This is a genomic window from Ciceribacter sp. T2.26MG-112.2 (assembly GCF_900492205.1).
GTDB classification, from domain to species: domain Bacteria; phylum Pseudomonadota; class Alphaproteobacteria; order Rhizobiales; family Rhizobiaceae; genus Allorhizobium; species Allorhizobium naphthalenivorans_A.
Genome location: NZ_UEYQ01000040.1, coordinates 1 through 18,763, shown reverse-complemented (window position 1 = coordinate 18,763; position 18,763 = coordinate 1). Strand labels below are relative to the sequence as shown.

At 58.7% G+C, this 18,763-nt stretch carries 14 protein-coding genes and 1 pseudogene; 9 read left to right on the top strand and 6 right to left on the bottom strand.

Annotated features, from left to right (window positions below; all coding sequences use genetic code 11):
* Positions 1-375: 375 nt before the first annotated feature.
* The 6 genes and pseudogenes from DYZ14_RS24515 to DYZ14_RS23180 all read left to right on the top strand — a co-directional run.
* A pseudogene (locus DYZ14_RS24515) lies at positions 376-570 on the top strand (IS3 family transposase); the annotation flags it as partial.
* Between the two features lie 224 nt (positions 571-794).
* On the top strand, positions 795-1,715 hold the full coding sequence (locus DYZ14_RS23200) for a nucleotidyltransferase and HEPN domain-containing protein (RefSeq protein ID WP_154722822.1): 921 nt from the start codon (positions 795-797) through the stop codon (positions 1,713-1,715).
* Between the two features lie 637 nt (positions 1,716-2,352).
* A complete protein-coding gene (locus tag DYZ14_RS23195) occupies positions 2,353-4,239 on the top strand; it encodes a sigma-54-dependent Fis family transcriptional regulator (protein WP_154722821.1) in 1,887 nt (628 codons plus the stop codon).
* Positions 4,240-4,399: 160 nt separating this feature from the next.
* Positions 4,400-5,473, top strand: coding sequence for a 2,3-butanediol dehydrogenase (locus tag DYZ14_RS23190; RefSeq protein WP_154722820.1), 1,074 nt, complete (start codon positions 4,400-4,402; stop codon positions 5,471-5,473).
* Between the two features lie 119 nt (positions 5,474-5,592).
* The gene (locus DYZ14_RS23185) at positions 5,593-7,395 is read left to right on the top strand and encodes an NAD(P)/FAD-dependent oxidoreductase (protein ID WP_154722819.1); all 1,803 of its coding nucleotides are present in this window, start codon (positions 5,593-5,595) and stop codon (positions 7,393-7,395) included.
* A gap of 400 nt (positions 7,396-7,795) precedes the next feature.
* On the top strand, positions 7,796-9,004 hold the full coding sequence (locus DYZ14_RS23180) for an MFS transporter (protein WP_154722818.1): 1,209 nt from the start codon (positions 7,796-7,798) through the stop codon (positions 9,002-9,004).
* A gap of 413 nt (positions 9,005-9,417) precedes the next feature.
* Here DYZ14_RS23180 and DYZ14_RS23175 read toward each other — a convergent pair whose 3' ends face one another.
* From DYZ14_RS23175 to DYZ14_RS24595, 4 genes are all read right to left on the bottom strand, one after another.
* Entirely contained in the window at positions 9,418-10,059 is a 642-nt protein-coding gene (locus tag DYZ14_RS23175; protein WP_154722817.1) for a Cap15 family cyclic dinucleotide receptor domain-containing protein, read from the bottom strand.
* 615 nt (positions 10,060-10,674) lie between these two features.
* A complete protein-coding gene (locus DYZ14_RS23170; RefSeq protein WP_154722816.1) occupies positions 10,675-12,399 on the bottom strand; it encodes a diadenylate cyclase in 1,725 nt (574 codons plus the stop codon).
* A gap of 288 nt (positions 12,400-12,687) precedes the next feature.
* Positions 12,688-13,560 (bottom strand): hypothetical protein, encoded by an 873-nt coding sequence (locus DYZ14_RS23165; protein ID WP_154722815.1) that lies wholly within the window; start codon positions 13,558-13,560, stop codon positions 12,688-12,690.
* A 313-nt stretch (positions 13,561-13,873) separates the two neighbouring features.
* Positions 13,874-13,981 (bottom strand): helix-turn-helix domain-containing protein, encoded by a 108-nt coding sequence (locus DYZ14_RS24595; protein ID WP_269749466.1) that lies wholly within the window; start codon positions 13,979-13,981, stop codon positions 13,874-13,876.
* Positions 13,982-14,167: 186 nt separating this feature from the next.
* On the opposite strand from DYZ14_RS24595, the gene DYZ14_RS23155 reads away from it, so the two are divergent.
* Genes DYZ14_RS23155 through DYZ14_RS23145 form a run of 3 tightly spaced genes read left to right on the top strand, consistent with a single transcriptional unit; the run spans position 14,168 to position 16,667 of the window.
* Positions 14,168-15,112, top strand: coding sequence for a patatin-like phospholipase family protein (locus DYZ14_RS23155; protein ID WP_232365654.1), 945 nt, complete (start codon positions 14,168-14,170; stop codon positions 15,110-15,112).
* Positions 15,113-15,122: 10 nt separating this feature from the next.
* Entirely contained in the window at positions 15,123-16,016 is an 894-nt protein-coding gene (locus DYZ14_RS23150; RefSeq protein ID WP_154722814.1) for a nucleotidyltransferase domain-containing protein, read from the top strand.
* Positions 16,017-16,043: 27 nt separating this feature from the next.
* Positions 16,044-16,667 (top strand): hypothetical protein, encoded by a 624-nt coding sequence (locus DYZ14_RS23145; protein ID WP_154722813.1) that lies wholly within the window; start codon positions 16,044-16,046, stop codon positions 16,665-16,667.
* On the opposite strand, the gene DYZ14_RS23140 is transcribed toward DYZ14_RS23145, so the two are convergent.
* Positions 16,668-17,426 (bottom strand): DUF4145 domain-containing protein, encoded by a 759-nt coding sequence (locus DYZ14_RS23140; protein WP_154722812.1) that lies wholly within the window; start codon positions 17,424-17,426, stop codon positions 16,668-16,670. It abuts the gene before it with no gap.
* Positions 17,427-17,863: 437 nt separating this feature from the next.
* Positions 17,864-18,556, bottom strand: coding sequence for a DUF3800 domain-containing protein (locus DYZ14_RS23135; protein WP_195950096.1), 693 nt, complete (start codon positions 18,554-18,556; stop codon positions 17,864-17,866).
* Positions 18,557-18,763 lie beyond the last annotated feature (207 nt).

Here is an 18,763-nt window from a genome sequence, read left to right as displayed (position 1 = left end):
CCTCAGCCGGCACCAAGGCAATGCCGGAGGAGGAAAGTTCGAATGTGATGGGAGCAGCAACTGCGGCAAGCACGAGAGCCAGTCGAACGGAGGCAACAACACACATTCGGCGCATGACGACGGGGTATCCTTCAAGGGCAGATGTTCGAGGTTCGATGCCTTTCGCCCCGTCCCTACGAACCTTAGTTAGGGACCATCTTTACACCAGTGACCAACCCATGTCTTTTGGAATGCCCGGCATAGGACGTTTCCTCGTTGTCGATTGCCCCTTGGTCTGAGTGTTCCCGGACTTAGGTCTGGCCAACGTAAATCACGGATCGCCATGGCTAGTCGCCGAAAGGAGTCCTGTTGGTCGTCGGCCCGCCCGAACCGTGCATGTGTCGGCTTCTCCATGTGCACTCGAGCGGGTTCTACGCCAGGCTGAAGAACCCGTTGAGCAGGCGGGCTAACGAGGATAAGCGGAAAATCGATCTTCTTCTGAAGGCGTGGGAAGAGAGCTGCAAGGTCTCCGGCTACCGGAAGCTTCACGACGACCTTCTCGACCAGGACGAGACATGCTACCCGAACCGACGGCAAGTTCAAGGCTGCGGCGATGTCATGATAGGCGGCACGAATAAGGACTCAAGAAAACGACACCCGGAACGGGGACGGGTTCCCATCCGGGGCAAGCCTCGAACTCTCAAAGGAGAACAAGCCGCCCTCGCCGTTCTGTACTGAAAGGACGAGTTCCGCCACACGAATAACTGTCAATTGTGCGAGTAGACGTCCCCGGCCCTTTCGCCTATCGATGGTTCATGAAGTCGAGTCTCGAACATCTCCCGGAGAAAAAGCAGCGCGAACTGGCCCGCGCCGTCGAGATCATTGAGGAGGAGTTTGCCGGCGCCCTCAACGGCGCAAGCGCCGACTTCAAGAAGCGCGGCCACATCAAGAAGATCATCCTCTTCGGATCCTACGCCAGGGGCACCTGGGTGGACGAACCGCACACGATGAAGGGCTACCGCTCCGACTACGACATCCTCGTCATCGTCAACACCGCCAAGCTCGCCGACCGGCAATACTGGGACAAGGCGGAAGACCGGCTCCTGTGGGATCCCGGCGTCAAGACACCGGTCGGCCTGATCGTCCATGGTCTGCGAGAGGTCAACAAGGCGCTGAAAGAAGGACAGTACTTCTTCACCGACATCCGCCGCGACGGCATCGTACTCCACGAGATCGATGACGAACCGCTCGCCGAACCGCGCTATCTCACTGCCTCGGAAACATTATCTGTGGCCTCGCAACACTTCAGAAACCGCTTCCCTGAGGCTACGCTTCTGCTCAAGACGGCTACTTGGCAAGCGGCCCAGGTAGGGGATCAGAGCGACTGGGCGCGACTTGCCGCGTTCAGTCTTCATCAGGCCGTCGAGCATAGCTATTCCACCGTTCTGTTGACCCTGACCAATTACAGCCCGCCGTCGCATAACCTCAAATTCCTGCGCGGTCTCGCAGAGGATATCGACCGTCGCCTGGTCGCGGTGTGGCCGCGCGACCAGCATCGCTTTGCGGCCTGGTACAACATCCTCAATGAGGCATATGTGAAAGCGCGCTACTCGGAGCATTTCGAGATCAGTGATGAGGCGCTTACCTGGCTGATCGGGCAGACGGAGAAGCTGCAATCCGCCGTCGAGGCGATATGCGGCGAACGCCTCCTCCAGTTAGAGGCAAAGGTGCGTTGAACCAACCTGGTTCTCGGGGAATCTTGCGGTTCATGCAGTTCAGACGAGAATCCCGGGAGCAGGCGCTCATGCGTTCCCCTTGAAGGGCAATCTCATACTGGTGGCAGTTTGCAACCCCGCCTGAGCGACGGGCCTGGTAACGATGGCAAGGGTTTCAGACGTCGGGCGCACAAGTTTGCGCTGGGCTTCGGAAACCGCCCCCTTCACCGCGCGAAGGGCGACGCCCCTTCGCAATCCGACCGGATCAAAACCGCACCTGTGCGAGATCCGGGACAGGCAATGAAGAGCATCGGAGCTTTCAGCATAGCGCCGACCGCAGGGCGGGAAAGCGGGAATTCTCGACACGCCAAGGACCGGTAAAAGGTAGCCGCAGGAGCCTCAGCATAGCGACCCGAAGGGGAGGCGCGACCGACTGCCTCCGGCCGGGCATTCCGTGTGGCCGGCCCGACGGGATTTGGAGGCATCTCTCGGGGATAAGCAAGTGAATACCCCCAAGGTACTCACTCCTTCCATCTTGCGCTAGGCTCGTGTTCCCCCGTGAAAGTCGAAATACCCTCGAAGGATTAGGCAGCCCGCGCAATTGTGGATATGATCTCTTGGAATATCACGGGAGGCGGCCACAAGAGCCGGTGATTTGATGGGTTTTGCGGATCACGTAAAGGAAATCGAGCGGGTCGGCCAAGGAAGTAACACCGGTCGCGACGCCATCGTCGTGGAATCCTGGCGGCGTTGCCTCGACACCTACCAGCTCGATCCGGCCCAGGCGCGCGAGGCGGTCATCGTTTCGCAGACGCGGCTTCGCGAACATCGCCAGCAGGCGGAAGACCTCGTGCACATCGCCCGCTCCGGTCTGGAGCGGCTCTACCGCCAGGTTGCCGAGCAGAACTATGTGCTGCTGCTCTCCGACCGTGAGGGCGTCACCGTCGAATTTCTCGGCGACCCCTCCTTCAACAACAACCTGCGCAAGGCAGGCCTCTATCTTGGCTCCGAATGGGCCGAGCCTCGCGCCGGCACCTGCGCCGTTGGCGCCTGCATCGCCACCGGCGAGGCGCTGACCATCCACCAGACCGACCATTTCGACATCACCCATACGCCGCTTTCCTGCACTGCCGCGCCGATCTACGACACGCAAGGCGCCCTGGCGGCCGTGCTGGACATTTCGCTCCTGAGTTCGCCGATCCTGAAGACCAGCCAGAACATGGCGCGCCATCTCGTCTCTTCCACGGTGCGGCGCATCGAGCTCGCCAACCTCATGGCCAACAGCCGCCACGATCTGGTGCTGCGCTTTGCAGGCGCACCGGAGTTCCTCGACGTCGACCCGGAAGCCGCGATTTCCGTCGACGGCGCCGGCCGCATCACCGGCATGACCCATGGCGGCGCGCGGCTTCTTGCGGCCTCGCGCGGGCTCGACTGGCGCAGGCCCGAGCTTCTCATCGCACAACCGGTCACCGACTTCTTCGAAGCTGGGCTCGACGAACTCGCATCCCTCACCCGCGCCAGCCTGCCACAGGACCGACGGATCGCCGTGCGCGACGGGTCGACCCTGTTTGCCCATGCGATCGAGCCGCAGCAGCGCACGGTGAGCGTACCCGTTGCGCGCCCGTCCCACCAACCACCGGAAATGAGCCGTCTGGGCGGCAATGTTCCGGCCGTCGACGAACTGAGGCGCAAGGTGACGAAACTCGCGCCGAGCCGGCTACCGATCCTCATCCAGGGCGAGACGGGGACCGGCAAGGAATACCTGGCCCGCATCGTCCACACCGTGAGCGGACTTCCCGGCCGCTTCGTTGCGGTCAATTGCGCAGCCATCCCCGAGCAGCTGATCGAGAGCGAATTGTTTGGCCATGCGCCCGGGGCCTTTACCGGCGCGCTCGCCAAGGGGCGCAAAGGGCTGGTGGAGGAGGCGCAGGGCGGAACCCTGTTCCTCGACGAAATCGGCGATATGCCACACGCCGCGCAAAGCCGGTTGCTCCGCATTCTGGCCGAAGGCGAAGTCCTGCCCGTAGGCGGTTCGGTTCCGCGCAGGGTCGAGTTCCGCGTGCTTTCGGCGTCGCATCGGTCACTGGCCGACATGGTTGCGGCCGGCACGTTCCGCGAAGACCTGTATTATCGGCTGAATGCCGCAGTGCTTACGCTTCCGCCGCTTTGCGAGCGCGAGGACATGCCGTGGCTGCTTGAACGGCTGCTCGAAAAGCATGGCACGGAGGGCCGGCCTCTCAGACTTTCGAGCGCCGCCAGACTGCTCGTCCTTAGTTACTTCTGGCCGGGCAATATCCGCGAGCTGGACAATGCGATCGCCTTTGCCGCAGCGCTGTGTGACGACGGTCTGGTCCAGGTGGCGGACCTGCCGGAGCAGTTGTCGGGCATGACGTCGATCCTCGGCGACGACAGCCATCAAGCCGACCTCAGGGCGGTGCTTACGGCCTGCAAGGGCAACGTATCCGAAGCCGCCCGCCGGCTCGGCATCGATCGCACGACCTTGCATCGCCGCATGAGACGGCTCGGCATAGACCGTCCGCATTGAGCCACACTGCGGCATCCGCCGCACCTGTTGCGCCACAGCTGTGGCATGTAACGGCGCCCCCGGCGCCAAAAGCCCAAGCATTTCAGTCATCGCCCCGGCGCGCGCCGCTGGCATGGGCATTGCTCCTCTCCTGCTGTCAAAGGCAGCCAATGGAGGAAACATGCGCGCACTCAGATTTCACGCAGCCAAGGACTTGCGGCTCGACGACATCCCCGAGCCGAAGCAGCCGGGGCCGGGACAGGTTCTCGTGCGCAACCGCTTCGTCGGCATCTGCGGAACGGATCTTCACGAATACAGCTACGGCCCGATCTTCATTCCCAAGGAGCCGCATCCCTTCACCGGAGCCCGTGGCCCGCAGGTCCTCGGCCATGAATTCGGCGGCGTCGTCGAGGCCGTTGGCGAAGGCGTGACGTCCGTCGCCGTCGGCGACCGCGTCTCGATCCAGCCGCTCGTCATGCCGCGATCGGGCGACTACTTCGCCGATCGCGGCCTCTTCCATCTGAGCACACAGCTGGCGCTGGTGGGCCTGAGCTGGGATGGCGGCGGGATGGCGGAAGCCGCCATGGTCAACGAGTATAATGTCCAGAAGATCCCGGACGAGATGACCGACGAGGAGGCCGCGCTCGTCGAACCGACGGCGGTTGCCGTCTATGCCTGCGACCGCGGCGGCGTCACCGCCGGCAACAGCGTTCTCGTCACCGGCGCCGGGCCGATCGGCATGCTGACCCTGCTCGCCGCCCGCGCAGCCGGTGCCGCCCAGCTCTTCGTCTCCGATCTCAACGATGCCCGGCTCGAGCTGGCCAGAAGCGTGTTGCCCGACGTCATCACGATCAACCCGAAGCGCGACAATGTCGGCGATGTCGTCCGCGCGCAGACCGAGGGACAGGTCGGCTGCGACGTGGCCATCGAATGCGTCGGCAACGAACATGCGCTCAAGGCCTGTGTCGATGCCGTGCGCAAACAGGGCGTGGTCGTCCAGACCGGGCTGCACCCGCACGAAAATCCGATCGACTGGTTCCAGGTTACGTTCCGCGACCTCGAGATCAAGGGCTCCTGGGCCTATCCGACGCATTACTGGCCGCGCGTCATCCGCCTGATCGCCTCGGGCCTGCTGCCGGCGACCAAGATCGTCACCAAGCGCATCACGCTCGACACGGCGGTGAAGGAGGGCTTCGATGTCCTGCTTGATCCGGCCGGCACCCATCTGAAGATCCTGATCGATCTTTCGAAATAAGCACCTCTGCCGACGCCTGTACCGGGAGAGGAGCCCGGCAGGCGGCGGCTTTGACGCTTTCCGGAACGCCCCATGCGGGCGTTCCAAGACCACCCCCAAGCATCCATGGAGGAGAAAAAATGCTTGATATCAGCCCCGGAACCAAGATCGACACGATGCTCTCAAAGCTCGGGCAGGCGCTGGAAAGCGGCGACATCGACGCCGCCGTCAACCTGTTTCAGGCCGATTGCTACTGGCGCGACCTGGTGACATTCACCTGGAACCTGAAGACGCTGGAAGGCCACGAGCAAATCCGCGACATGCTGACCAGCCAGCTTGGCACCACCAAGCCCTCGAACTTCTTGCAGGACACGAAGGAGGCCGCCTCGGAGGCCGACGGCGTCACCGACGGCTGGTTCGAATTCGAGACCGGAGTCGCCCGCGGCTACGGCCATATCCGCCTCAAGGACGGCCTGATCTGGACGCTGCTCACCACCATGACGGAGTTGAAGGGCCATGAAGAGCCCAAGGGTTTTCGCCGTCCGATGGGGGCCGAACACGGCCATGACCGGGATCGCAAAACCTGGAAGGAAAAGCGCGAGATCGAGGCCGCGGAACTCGGCTATTCGGTCCAGCCCGAGGTCGTCATCATCGGCGGCGGCCAGGGCGGCATCGCGCTCGGCGCGCGCCTTCGCCAGCTCGGTGTGCCGACGATCATCATCGAAAAGAACGAACGGCCCGGCGACAGCTGGCGCAAGCGCTACAAGTCGCTCTGCCTGCACGATCCCGTCTGGTACGATCACCTCCCCTACATCCCCTTCCCGGAGAACTGGCCGGTCTTCACGCCCAAGGACAAGGTGGGCGACTGGCTGGAAATGTACACCAAGGTCATGGAGCTGAACTATTGGGGCTCCACCACGGCCAGGTCGGCGCAGTATGACGAAACGACCGGCGAATGGACGGTTGTCGTCGAGCGCGATGGCAGGCAAGTGGTGCTGCGACCGAAGCAACTGGTGCTGGCGACTGGCATGTCCGGCAAGGCCAATGTTCCGAAGTTCCCGGGCCAGGACGTCTTCAAGGGCGAGCAGCAGCATTCCTCGCAGCATCCCGGCCCCGACGCCTATGCCGGCAGACAAGTCGTCGTCATCGGCTCCAACAACTCCGCCCACGATATCTGCGCGGCGCTCTGGGAGGCCGGCGCCGATGTCACCATGCTGCAGCGCTCCTCCACCCATATCGTCAAGTCCGACTCGCTGATGGAGATCGGCCTCGGCGATCTCTATTCCGAGCGGGCGGTGCAGGGCGGCATGACGACGCGCAAGGCCGATCTCATCTTCGCCTCCCTGCCCTACCGAATCATGCATCAATTCCAGATCCCGATTTACGACAAGATCCGTGAAAAGGACGCGGACTTCTATGCCGCACTCGAAAAGGCCGGCTTCATGCTCGACTTCGGCGACGACGATTCCGGCCTCTTCATGAAATATCTGCGCCGTGGATCGGGCTATTACATCGATGTCGGTGCCTGCGATCTGGTCATTGACGGCTCGATCAAGCTGAAGTCCGGCGTCGATGTGTCCCACCTGACGGAAAACGCCGTGGTGCTCAAGGACGGCACGGAACTGCCCGCCGATCTCGTGGTCTACGCCACCGGCTACGGCTCGATGAACGGCTGGGCGGCCGACCTCATCTCACGCGAGGTGGCCGACAAGGTCGGCAAGTGCTGGGGCCTCGGCTCCAACACGGCCAAGGACCCAGGTCCCTGGGAAGGCGAGCAGCGCAACATGTGGAAACCGACGCAGCAGGAAGCGCTGTGGTTCCACGGCGGCAACCTGCACCAGTCCCGCCACTATTCGCAATATCTGTCGCTTCAGCTGAAAGCCCGCCAGGTCGGCATCGACACGCCGATCTACGGGCTGACCAATTCACATCACTCGTCGTAAAGCCAGAGGGGCGTTGGCTTGGCCAGCGCCCCTCTGGATCACCATTGAGTGTTGGCCCCTGGTCCGCGCGCTCCGACGGCTCCAACCACATAAATGTTTGGAGGTAAGGAGGTCTTTCAGGAACAGCGCTGGAGCGGACTCAATCACAGACCTGCATTCAGCACAGCCGTGACATCGTTCTGTTTTCTTTGACCATTTATCGCCGCCTGATGACGCATCGGAGAACGCTTCGGCTGCTTGACGGCTGCGACTTCTCCCAGGCATCGGGTAGGTGCTCGCGGTCGGATGCAGCCCGCTCCTTGCCTGGGGAAAAAATTCGCCAGGGACAGCGTCTGGGGCGCGCTAACTCTCGGCCGGTCAAGTTTGACGGGATGGCCTGCATTCGATACTCAAGGTGATCATGACAGTTGGAGTTTCAGCGCCCGCGCGCTCGAATACCTATTTTATCGTCCTTGTGGTGCTGGGTTGCACGCACCTGCTCAACGACCTTATGCAGTCGCTGATCCCGGCGGCCTATCCGATCCTCAGAGAGGCCTACGCGCTGGACTTCGTTCAGATCGGCCTGATCACCATGACGTTCCAGATTGCAGGATCGGTCCTACAGCCGGTTATCGGCGTCCTGACCGACAAGCACCCGGCCCCCTATTCGCCCGTGGTCGGAATGATGTCGACACTGTCCGGGCTGGTTTGCCTGGCTTTTGCGAACAGCTACACCGTCATCCTCGTCGCCGTCGCGCTGATCGGGATCGGCTCCTCAATCTTTCATCCGGAAGCAACCCGCATGGCGCGTTACGCAGCCGGCGGCCGGCAGGGGCTTGCGCAAGGGCTGTTTCAGGTGGGCGGACAGGCAGGCGGCGCGCTCGGACCCGTTTTCGCGGCCATCATCATCGTGCCCTTCGGTCAGTCGAGCCTGTCCTGGTTTGCCGTCGTGGCCTTGCTCGCCATGGCGCTCCTGATGTGGATCGGCTCGAAGCAGAAGGAAATCAGCGCGGCGTTTGCAGCAAGGCAGGCGCGCGCGAAATCCAGAGAGACGGCAGAGCGCCACGCACCGGTGACGATCGGGATCGCGCTTTTCGTGATGACCTTCCTGATGTTCAGCAAGAATGCCTATGGCGAGAGTTTCCGCTCGTTCTACACATTCTACCTGATGGAAAAGTTCGACCTCACCATCCCGGCCGCGCAGATGATGCTGTTCATCTTCCTCCTCGCCTCGGCGGCCGGCGCCCTGATAGGCGGCATCGTCGGCGACAAGATCGGACGATACCACATCATCTGGATTTCGGTGCTCGGCCCCCTTCCGTTGACCTTGATCCTGCCGCATGTCGATCTGTTCTGGACCGGCGTTCTGAGCGTCCTGATCAACCTCATCATGGCCAGCGCCTTCGCATCGATCCTGATCTACGCCATGGAATTGCTGCCGAACCGCATCGGCCTGATCGGCGGCCTGTTCTACGGCCTGAACTTTGGACTGGGCGGCATCGCAGCCGCTCTTCTCGGTCTGGTTGCCGATCGCTACGGTGTCGAGATGGTCTACACCATCTGCTCGTTCCTACCGCTTGCGGGCCTCTTCGCCTGGTTCCTCCCGAAGCTGGACGATAAAATCGCCTGACGGACTTTGTCAGAAAATCCCGTGCCCTCGTCTTGAAAGGATTTGGACCGCCGACCACGTCGTTCCACCTTCAAGATCTTGCTAACTGGCGGAAATCGTTCGATATTGAGCCGCCCACCGGTAGGCCCGCGAAAAAACCGTCAGAAGTCAACGCTTCCTCCCTTGCCATTACGATTCCGATATCAAAACGTTGTTTTATTGTCGCTATCTGGAACCGGCGGCGACTTGTGGCGGCACACCAATGAGCAGCGTAACAAACCATCACCCGAGCGATGGCCATGGACGAAGACAAGAACGGCATCCGCGTGAACGCTGCCTGGCAAAGCGAACACAAATCGTGAACAACAAGTCTGGACTAATCGGCGTCTCGGCGCGTGCGGCGACGCAACTTAATCGAGTGCAGCTGATCAATGCTACGATTTGGCGATCCGGGTGCCTTTGTAGCCGAGTTCGGCTGAATCATAGCTACCGAAGTAGGGCGTGACCTTATCGCGGAGAATAATCGACCCGGTAGTGTTTCGATCCGTCCAGTAGTGTCCTATCAAATTCACGATCGGGGATCCCACAATCTTGTACTTGAAGCTCCCATAGTGAATCTCGCTGACTTTGCCTCGCAGGTGGATATTCGGATCACTCTGATAAACGCCATAGACATAAGTAGTTCCGTCGTCTTTGATATCAAAGCGACTGGCTAACAGGAATGACTCCGTTTCCGCTGTCATCAGACGAACAGAAAGTTTTGAAAAAGTCTGTTTGACGGCCACATACCCATAAATTGGGCCCTTTTTCTCCTTTGTAATCGGATCCTCATATGACGACTGCATTTCCGCCAGCCACGTCCCATTGAGATCAGGAGTTTGAACAAAGCGATTAAGAGGCCAAAGCCGCCACAGAAATTTGTCGAACAAAGCCCACCCCGTAGTCATAACAAATAACGTCAGCGAATACGGTTTGGCATGTTCCCAAGTTAGATCGATTCCTAATATCCAAAGAAATCCTCCCCAGGTTAAAACCGCGGTGATAAGCAGGGCGGATATCGATGTACGTGTGAGCAAAATGACACCGGATCTAAAAGAGAAGATACTAGCGACGTTACGGGAGACTCGGGGCGAGCCGATACCTTTTCACCCCTTAATATTGGTGTTTTCCACGGGTAAAGTCTCGACTGACGAGTGTGTCCCTATGCCGAGAGCCCCGATGCCACCGGTCGGCGCTGTTTTTTCCAAACAACTTCCAGGTCTCCTTAGAGAAGCTGTGCGGATTAATCCAAGCGTCCACGATGGTGCTCTCATTTTCTCTAGAAAAAATGCCCATGATGAATATCGTCTCGCCAGCTGGTCCATGAGGATAGTCAGTAAGACTCAGCTGCAGGACGCGGTCCCAAATCTGGGCTCTGCGCACAATAGCGCACTTGCACTATCACTCTCGCCCGAAGTAGATATTTGCTGCCTTTTGTCAAAGGGGAATATCGCTGTATTTCAACGTGGATCGATGCAAATCGAGGGCATAGACTGATCGCCACTTCCTAATAAATCCAGCTTCAAATTGTTGGCCGTTCAGGTCTAGGTTGACAAGCGTTGGCCTCGGGATGCGATTGACGAGTGGCGCCTCGGTTGAAGCTTCACGCGAGGTGATCTCACTATCTCTGATGAGATCTGACCAAGCAACGGTTACGTCGGGTCATCCTTTAGGTAACCGTCATTCATCGCAGGGTGCGGCTCGAAGCGCCGAGTTACCAACACGATCTGACCAACCTCCCGCGGCTCGCTTTCGATCCGATCGAGCGCCTCGTTGACGAGTAAACATTGTTCGGCGCTAAGATAGAAACGATGCTCACAGAGAAACGACCGCGCGCCGTGGTAGTTGTCGAGCGTCGCCCTTTCGATTTCAGAAACCGCTGCGGCGACACGCCCGCGGTCCACGCGCGGGCGCAATAGCGGCACGATGTCCAGCGTTCGGTCTTCTGAGATTACGAAGGCCATCCGTGGAACGGAGCCAGCTGACACATAGCGGACGGCAGAATTGTAACGTGCACCACGCGACGGCGTGCTCTCATCACTCGCCTGGCCATCCAAGATCACGCCGATGGCGTGGCAGACGCCTTCTGGATCAGCGAGGATTGTTCCGTCTATTGCTGTGGCGCGCTCAATTAGCTCCTTGGTAAGCGGGGTTGGAACGATCGCCGTCCCCTGCCCTACTAGTCGCTGTGTTTCCTCTGCTGCATCGGTTGCAATCACCAATGAGCTACCGTGCCGGAGCTGAGCTAGGAGATCGAGTACTATGCGAAAGCGCGCGATGGCGGGCTCACCGATACCTTGAAATACTCGGCGCATATTGTCGATAAAGCGCTCCTTGCCAATCGGCTCCTGCGGCAGCCGGGCCTCGCCGAACCATGAGCGGAGCAGTACCTGCTCGCCGCATTGAAAGTCCCATTGATGATGGTCGAGGAATTCAACACAGAACGGTGGCGCACTCACGTCGGACACCCTTCCCAATCCCGAAATCGAGCCGTATTCGACAATTAGCGCCGTCTCCGCGGTTGCCATTTGGAGGAGCTTACGCGCCCAGCGAGTCTCGGATAACGGAACCGGGCTTGCCAGCCTAACCACATATTCAACATTGGGGTCGTCCGCAGCGGCGAGAACTAGTCGCCCAGTACCCGTCTTCCCCTCATAACGGAGCTGTGACAGGCGGTTTACATCCTCAAATAGATCGGAAGTAGCGTATTTGCCCGCAATGAAAGAACTGCGCATAAACGAGGACGCCGCTCGCCGAACTATCTCTCCCGCCGAACGCATCCCTTCGTCGCTCATCACACGCCCCGGATCTGGCAACGCAAGGCCACGGCAGGCCTCATCCAGCAACTGATGAATACAGGCGTGGGCTAAGCTGGTTTCATATACCTCACTCTGCCATGTCACTTCGACCGGCGGATACTGACGAAACAAGCGTAGAGGTAGTTGAAGTACAGAGACTACATAGTAATCCCCCACGGGATAGGCGATGCTGCAGAAACTTTTACGACCAAGCTTTTGGTCTTCCGGATCAAGCCTCCGCTTGATCTCTTCAGTGATCGTAAGTCGGCGAATGCGCTCGGGTTTTTCGCGCATCGTCGGCTCGTGGGTATAGAACATTTCCTGTTGTGGATGGTTAGGAATTGCGCGCTCGACCTGATCCCCGAGGCTGTCGAAGATTGCAAGCGGCCATTCACCATCCTCCGGCTCGATGCAGACGGGATGACCCGGCGCGAGATCTGGCAGACGTAAGCCGACCAGAAACACCTTCGGCTCGATCTCGGCGCCTAGAAGCTCAAAAACTCGTTTAGCTCGAAGTTCCACCGCCAGTCGAAAATGAGGCTGATGGCCCCACATGAAGAGTTTAATAGTCTTCGACATAGCTGACGCTTTCCCTAGTTGACGTGCACGCTGTTCTTGTATCGCTTGCCGACGTGCGCGTCGTAAGCTGCGCGGTGTATCTGCTAGCCATACAACCAGACATCAGCCGTGACCTCGATAATCTCGGTCCTCCGACATTCTGGAAGCACTGATTAGCACGAGTATGAGCGTTTCATTGGGACCGGTTCGCATGGTCTGCTCGTGGACTTCGAACTTGTGGGCATCCCGCCGCTCGAACCAAGCCTTCGCGCCAATCTTGCGCGGCGGGGTACACTGCCGAAGTGCTGCTCAGGAACTTCGCGAACGAACATCCCCGCCAATGCTGATAATGGCGGTGCCATCGTCACGGTTCACCTTAGGGACAATGGATCCGATCGGAGCAAATAGCCCACCCCTCACCTCAATGGCGAACTCCCATGGGCCGGGATGGTCTACGAGGTCCATGCTAACATGGTCTCGCCCCTGAAGATCGGTCCAAAGTAATCCAACCTTCATCGTGACGGCTTTGGGGTATCCTGAGAGGCTGAGATTTGCCGTTACCTCCAAACAACCCAGCCGATTGTCAAATCCAGCCTGCAACTCACCCTTCATTCCATCGCCGAGATCGAATGCCACCCCATGCATAACCGAAATGGCATGGAGAATAACAAGTGACCTGAGTGGATCCAGTCGTTCGGTTTCAGCGGCTTTCAGAAGTCCGTTCTTCACCATAACGAATTTGAAGTCGTCAAATATTTGCTGCCCCAAAAGCGCAGGGTTCCAGATCAGCCGGTCACCAAAACTGATAACAATCCCTTTTTCGTCTTCCGTCAAAGGCAGCGCCGCAGGGCTTCGCATTTTTTCAAGTGCAGCGGTCAACACCAACTGAACTTCTTTTCGTCTTCTACCGCCTGAGAGTCTTGCGACTTGCTCATCGGTCGCCATCCTAAAATTTGACTCAGCTCGTGCAAAGACATCAGCCAAGCTTACCACATCTGTCATAGCGCGATCGAACAATGGCTTGAACGTTGTCCGCATGTCACGAATTCTATCAGTGACCGGGCCACGATTGCGCAGATCCGGGTGCGCTGCGAAGTCAGCAAGTTCTCGGAAGCTAGCACGCCCATACGACGCTTGACGCTTTCCGAAATAAAGCTTGGCGACATCATCGATCTCACGCATTCCGCCCATCAGCCTTTCAAGCCTTGCCTTGAGGCTTTCATCATGAAGGTTCGTCGTTCTAGTCATTGTCTGATGGGAAACCGTGAGAGAGCGAAGCTACTGGTAGATGTATGTTGGTCTTCATAGTCGGTCTATAAGCCGAGCAAGAGTCGTGGCTTTAACTCACCGCAAATATTGCGCGACGTCCGGGATCAGTTAAACGAAAAAGGACTCGCGAGCGAACGCACGGAATTCAAAATTACCTCCATGCTCAAAACCTCCCCTTCCCCGCTATCTCGCGCAAGCCCAGCTCGCCAACGATCCGCACCGCCGCCTACGGTGTCGTCCCGAGCGTTTTGACGACCATGCCTGCCGACGCGAGCGACCGCGTGATTACCAGCTCCACCAGTTCGGGCAGCCTTAGCGATGTCCGCCACTCCATGAGTTTACGGCTCCATCGTTTTTTTCACCAGCGCCATTAGGTCATGCTTCTTCAGCCCAATCTCTGTGTCGCCAAAATCCATAACAATGTGCCGCCGCAGGCGAGCTTTTGCTGTGGACGACACATGAGGGTGAAAGATCGACCAGCGAATTTCCTGTATTGGTTGCAGATGCGGAGGAAGTCGCCTTGACCGACATTGTGCAAGCGAAGATACCTTATCGTATTCTCAGCCTCGATGGCGGTGGCGCCAAAGGCTTCTATACCCTTGGCGTCCTAGCCGAAATCGAGGGCCTTATCGGCTGCCGCCTATGCGAGAAATTCGACCTCGTTTTTGGCACCAGCACCGGCGCGATCATAGCGTCCATGATTGCGCTGGGCATGACTGTCGATGAAATCCACACGAACTACAAGACGTACGTTCCTGACATAATGCGGCTGAAGAAGCCGGAGCATAAGTCTGCGAAGTTGGCCGAGCTGGCGGAGAAGATTTTCGGTGATGCCAAGTTTGACGACGTGAAGACCGGCGTGGGGATTGTCACCACGAAATGGGTTGTCGAGCGTCCTATGATTTTCAAGGGAGACATCAACCAGGCCCACGGCCGCCAAGGCACGTTCAAACCCGGCTTCGGCGTGAGGATCGGCGACGCCGTTCAGGCTTCGTGCTCGGCCTACCCGTTCTTTTCGACGAAGACGGTCACTACCGGCGACGGCGATGAGGTGACGTTGGTTGACGGTGGCTATTGCGCGAACAACCCAACCCTCTATGCCATTGCCGATGCGAGCCGCGCGTTGGGCCTGACCCATGCCGACCTACGAGTTGTGAGCGTCGGCGTCGGCGTATATCCCGCGCCGAAGCAGTCGATTTTGGGCAAGATGTACTGGATCAATAAATACCTGCTCAGTGTCCAGCTCCTGCATAAGACGCTCGAAATCAACACCCAGTCCATGGACCAGCTCCGCGCGATCTTGTTCAAGGATGTGCCGACCGTCCGCATATCCGACACCTTCGAGCAGCCGGAAATGGCCACCGACCTCTTCGAACACGACCTCAAGAAGCTCAACGTCCTCCGCCAGCGCGGCCGCGAATCTTTTGCCAAGAGCGAAGCCCTGCTGAAGGAATACCTGCTCTAACGGACCTCCCATGCCAATCAACGAAGCTCAGCTCACCACCTGGTCGTCTCAGGGTAGCGTCCAGCAGTCGGCGGCGACCTACCAGGCCATCAAAGATGTCCTCAACGACACCAAATCGCCCTATTATGCGAAGTGGTTCAGCAATTTCTTGCAGGGCTCCTACGGCAACGACACCAACGTGTGGCGCGACAGCGATGTCGATATCGTCATGCGCCTGTCATCCGTCTACTACTCGGACACCAGCAACCTCAGTGCGGACGACAAGGCAAACTACGATCGGGGTTGGAGCGCAGCCGATTATTCCTTCACCCAATTCAAGCGCGAGGTCACGGCGTGGCTCATTGCCAATTACGGCGTTGGCGTCGATGGGTCCGGCAAGGCAATCTTCGTTCCCGGAAGCGGCAATCGCCGCGATGCCGACGTATTGGCTTGCGCCGAGCACCGCCTTTATTTCACCTACCCTTCTGTCGGTAATCCCACCTATATGGAAGGTGTCGTCTTCTGGAAGGCCGATGGCACCCAGATCGTCAACTACCCCAAGCAGCATTCCGAGAACTGCACGACCAAGCACCAGAATACCAATAGCTGGTTCAAGCCCACCGTGCGGATCTTCAAGAACATCCGGAATCGAATGATTGACGATGGCCTGTTGCAGGAGGGCGTTGCGCCGTCCTACTTCTTGGAGGGCATGCTCTGGAATGTGCCCAATAGTCTATTCGGAAAGAGCTACTTCGAGACCGTTGTGGCCTGCTTCAACCACATGTACTTCATAGAGGATAAGACGCAGCTCAAATGCGCCAACGACTACCATTGGCTTCTCCGCGATGAATTCCCGACGAGCTGGTCGCTGAATGACCACAGCACCTTCATGGAGGCGTTCAAGCAGTTCTGGAACAACTATTAAGGCACATTGCATATCGGAGTTCCCCGCATGCCCCTACCCGGCCTTCCCGGCAAATCAATGCCCCCGCATCTCATCGAGAAAGCTCAAGCCGTCGCTCGCCATGAGGTTGGCCATTGGGCGATCGGCTATTGCCTCGGCTTCAAGGTGGGCGACATCTCGATCGTCATCCAAGAGGTTGATCACTATCGTGGGCACGCTGTGATCGAGCTTGAATCTGACCTCGGCTCCCTCGAACTGGTCGAGTCCTATCTCCGGCGCCGGATCATGGTTCTATTTGCCGGCGTTATGGCGGAGTCGTTGAAGCCAAACGGCATCCCTCTGAAAGACTACGCGAAAAACGAGCTTGAGAAGGGCGGCGCAACGAACGACCACAAGGGCATTCGGGAGCTTCTGCGGGTGCTAAGGGGCGTGGTCTACGGACCGCCACGGGATAAAAAGAAGTTGCAAGGCGAACTGGATACACTGAACGACGAGCTATGGAATGCGACCGAAGCGCTGGTCATGAAGCACCACAAGCTTATCCTCGGGCTAGGGGGCGCGATCGCAGAAAAGGCATCGGCTCGGGGTAAGCCCTTCGGCCTGACGGAAACGCAAATCGTTGCGCTGCCCGACGTAGCGGAATGGCTTGCTGCAAATCCGCAGCCAAAATGATCAGGTGCGCGGCTTGCCTTTTCGGTCAATGATGGCGGCTATCTCAGCATCAAGCTTTGCGCGCTTGTCTTCGATCAGCTCGACCAGCGTTGTTTCAAGGATATCGTAGCACACGATCAAGTCCTCGAAGTCGGCGTCTCCCTCGTGGCTACCGAAGTTTCCGACGTGCCTCAGCGCATCGAGCGCAGCCTTGTGGCCTGGCTTCAGCTTATCGAGTTCGTCGATTCGTTCCGACAGGTCGAGCGTTCCCTTCTTTCCGTTCCGCTTGATGCCCTCGCGAACGACGCCAAGCTGGTCGAGCAGCGCCTCGATGAAAATGCGCAGCCGGCCAGCACACGCTCCCCTATTCATCCAGAACAGCTCGAAGGAATGGAAGAGGTGCTCGCGAGGCACCGAGTCCAGCTTCTCCGGCCACTTGATGATCGGTGGCGCCGGAACCATGGATTTCGGGACGAGGGTTTTATCCTCGAATACTTCATGCTCCTCCGTATCGGGGTTGAACACGTATTCGTCGTGGCTCCGGAAATCGCCACTAACCGCTACCACCTCGCCACAGAAGCCGTAGTCACAGGTCAGAAAGCACGTAAACCGCCCCTCCGAAACGTCGTGCAGCGCAAGCTCCGAAAAACCTGTTGTCACGTACTTCGGCTGCTTTCGGTAGAACAGCTTCGAATTTGACCTGAGTGTTCCGGGCTTGCATCGGGGGCATGGTAGGCCGGGAATGGAACCATAGGACTTTCGCCAAATCTTCCTGTCCACGTCCCCTCCGAATCGCGCCGAGCCTTCAAAGCTTCGAGGTACTCTCGCTCGATCTTAGCCAACAGAGCCTCGTCGCCGCAACACTCGGCAATCGGGCGTGTCTCATAAGCGGGGCCAAACATCGCTATTCCGCCGTCAAACCCAGCGAGGCGCGGCGGGCCCGCGCCATCTCGCGCCGCGCTCGGCCTTTTCTCAGCGCGGCGCATCTACGGCATCCGCAAGCCTTCTGACAGCCGCCAACTGGATCTCTTTGCGGAGGCGGCCTAACACGGAGTAGGCGCAGCTCTCTTTCCTCGAAACGCTAGCCCAGAGCTACCTAAGCCACCCTCGCCGTGGAGCTGATGGCCGCAGGCTTGAAGCGCGACCGCATGGGCCGCGACGACCAGACCGAGCATCTTGAGGAGCAGGTGTTGAAGCTCGGGATAGCAAGATAGCGCCTACTTGGGCCATTCCTTGTATCTATGAGGAAACAGATCGATGTCTTTTTTCGCCTCAGCGAACATATCCGCGAAGCGACCGGTTCGCTTGCTGAAGTAACCCGCGACGTGGAACGCGTAGACATCGGCAAGCTGTAGCAGACGCGAATGGTGCGATCGGCAGAAGTGGACGGAATCGACCAGGCTCTTGATATGGATGCCCCATTTGGTCGGGGTGCCATGCTGGCGATACCGTTGGAACTCGCGCACCATGTTATGGGCCTGCTGGTCATCTAGGTCACCAATCAGCAAGGCCGCAGCGTCTTTCGGGATAGCCAGCTCCGCACGCTCCACGAAATGCTGGAAGGCCACCTCCGGCGCGTTTCCTCCCCACAGCTTTGTGGTGTCGATGGCTGCATAGACCCGCTTCAGACCATCAGCCTCGGAAATGATTTTGAGCAGTTCGGCCAACATCTCGATACGTTCAGCCATCGGTCGGCCCTTACAGTGGCCCTTGCCGAAATAGCAGTAGCTGGCGTGAAATTCGGAGCTTGTGACCAGCTCCCGCGTACCGAAGTATTTTTCGGAGAGGTCGGTTACCGCCGTCTCTAGCTGGCCTATCAAGTCAGCGGGAACGACCAAGCCAGCCACGATGTAGTGGTTCTGGCCGTTTTGTGGCATTGCTTTAACTTCATCGAAATAGGTAACGAACAAGACATGGCTCGCGATGGGGTTGAATCGCTGTGATTATCTCAGCCGTGGGCGGCGGCCTGCAACAACCCCAAAGCGGTCCTCCCGAGGAATCTTTTTGAACGCGAAGCGCGGTACGGCAGGGAAACGTTCACGAGATTGTGGACACTTCGGGAATTGCAGGTGATTAATGACGCTATCGTTCCAGAATTGGTCGAGACTATATAACTC

Bases quoted from the DNA above. Each gene is read 5' to 3' on its own strand.
- DYZ14_RS23190 (WP_154722820.1), top strand. From the start codon at position 4,400: ATGCGCGCACTCAGATTTCACGCAGCCAAGGACTTGCGGCTCGACGAC.
- DYZ14_RS23145 (WP_154722813.1), top strand. From the start codon at position 16,044: ATGCCCCTACCCGGCCTTCCCGGCAAATCAATGCCCCCGCATCTCATC.
- DYZ14_RS23170 (WP_154722816.1), bottom strand. From the start codon at position 12,399: ATGTCGAAGACTATTAAACTCTTCATGTGGGGCCATCAGCCTCATTTT.
- DYZ14_RS23195 (WP_154722821.1), top strand. From the start codon at position 2,353: ATGGGTTTTGCGGATCACGTAAAGGAAATCGAGCGGGTCGGCCAAGGA.
- DYZ14_RS23165 (WP_154722815.1), bottom strand. From the start codon at position 13,560: ATGCGTGAGATCGATGATGTCGCCAAGCTTTATTTCGGAAAGCGTCAA.
- DYZ14_RS23180 (WP_154722818.1), top strand. From the start codon at position 7,796: ATGACAGTTGGAGTTTCAGCGCCCGCGCGCTCGAATACCTATTTTATC.
- DYZ14_RS23200 (WP_154722822.1), top strand. From the start codon at position 795: ATGAAGTCGAGTCTCGAACATCTCCCGGAGAAAAAGCAGCGCGAACTG.
- DYZ14_RS23185 (WP_154722819.1), top strand. From the start codon at position 5,593: ATGCTTGATATCAGCCCCGGAACCAAGATCGACACGATGCTCTCAAAG.
- DYZ14_RS24595 (WP_269749466.1), bottom strand. From the start codon at position 13,981: ATGGAGTGGCGGACATCGCTAAGGCTGCCCGAACTGGTGGAGCTGGTA.
- DYZ14_RS23150 (WP_154722814.1), top strand. From the start codon at position 15,123: ATGCCAATCAACGAAGCTCAGCTCACCACCTGGTCGTCTCAGGGTAGC.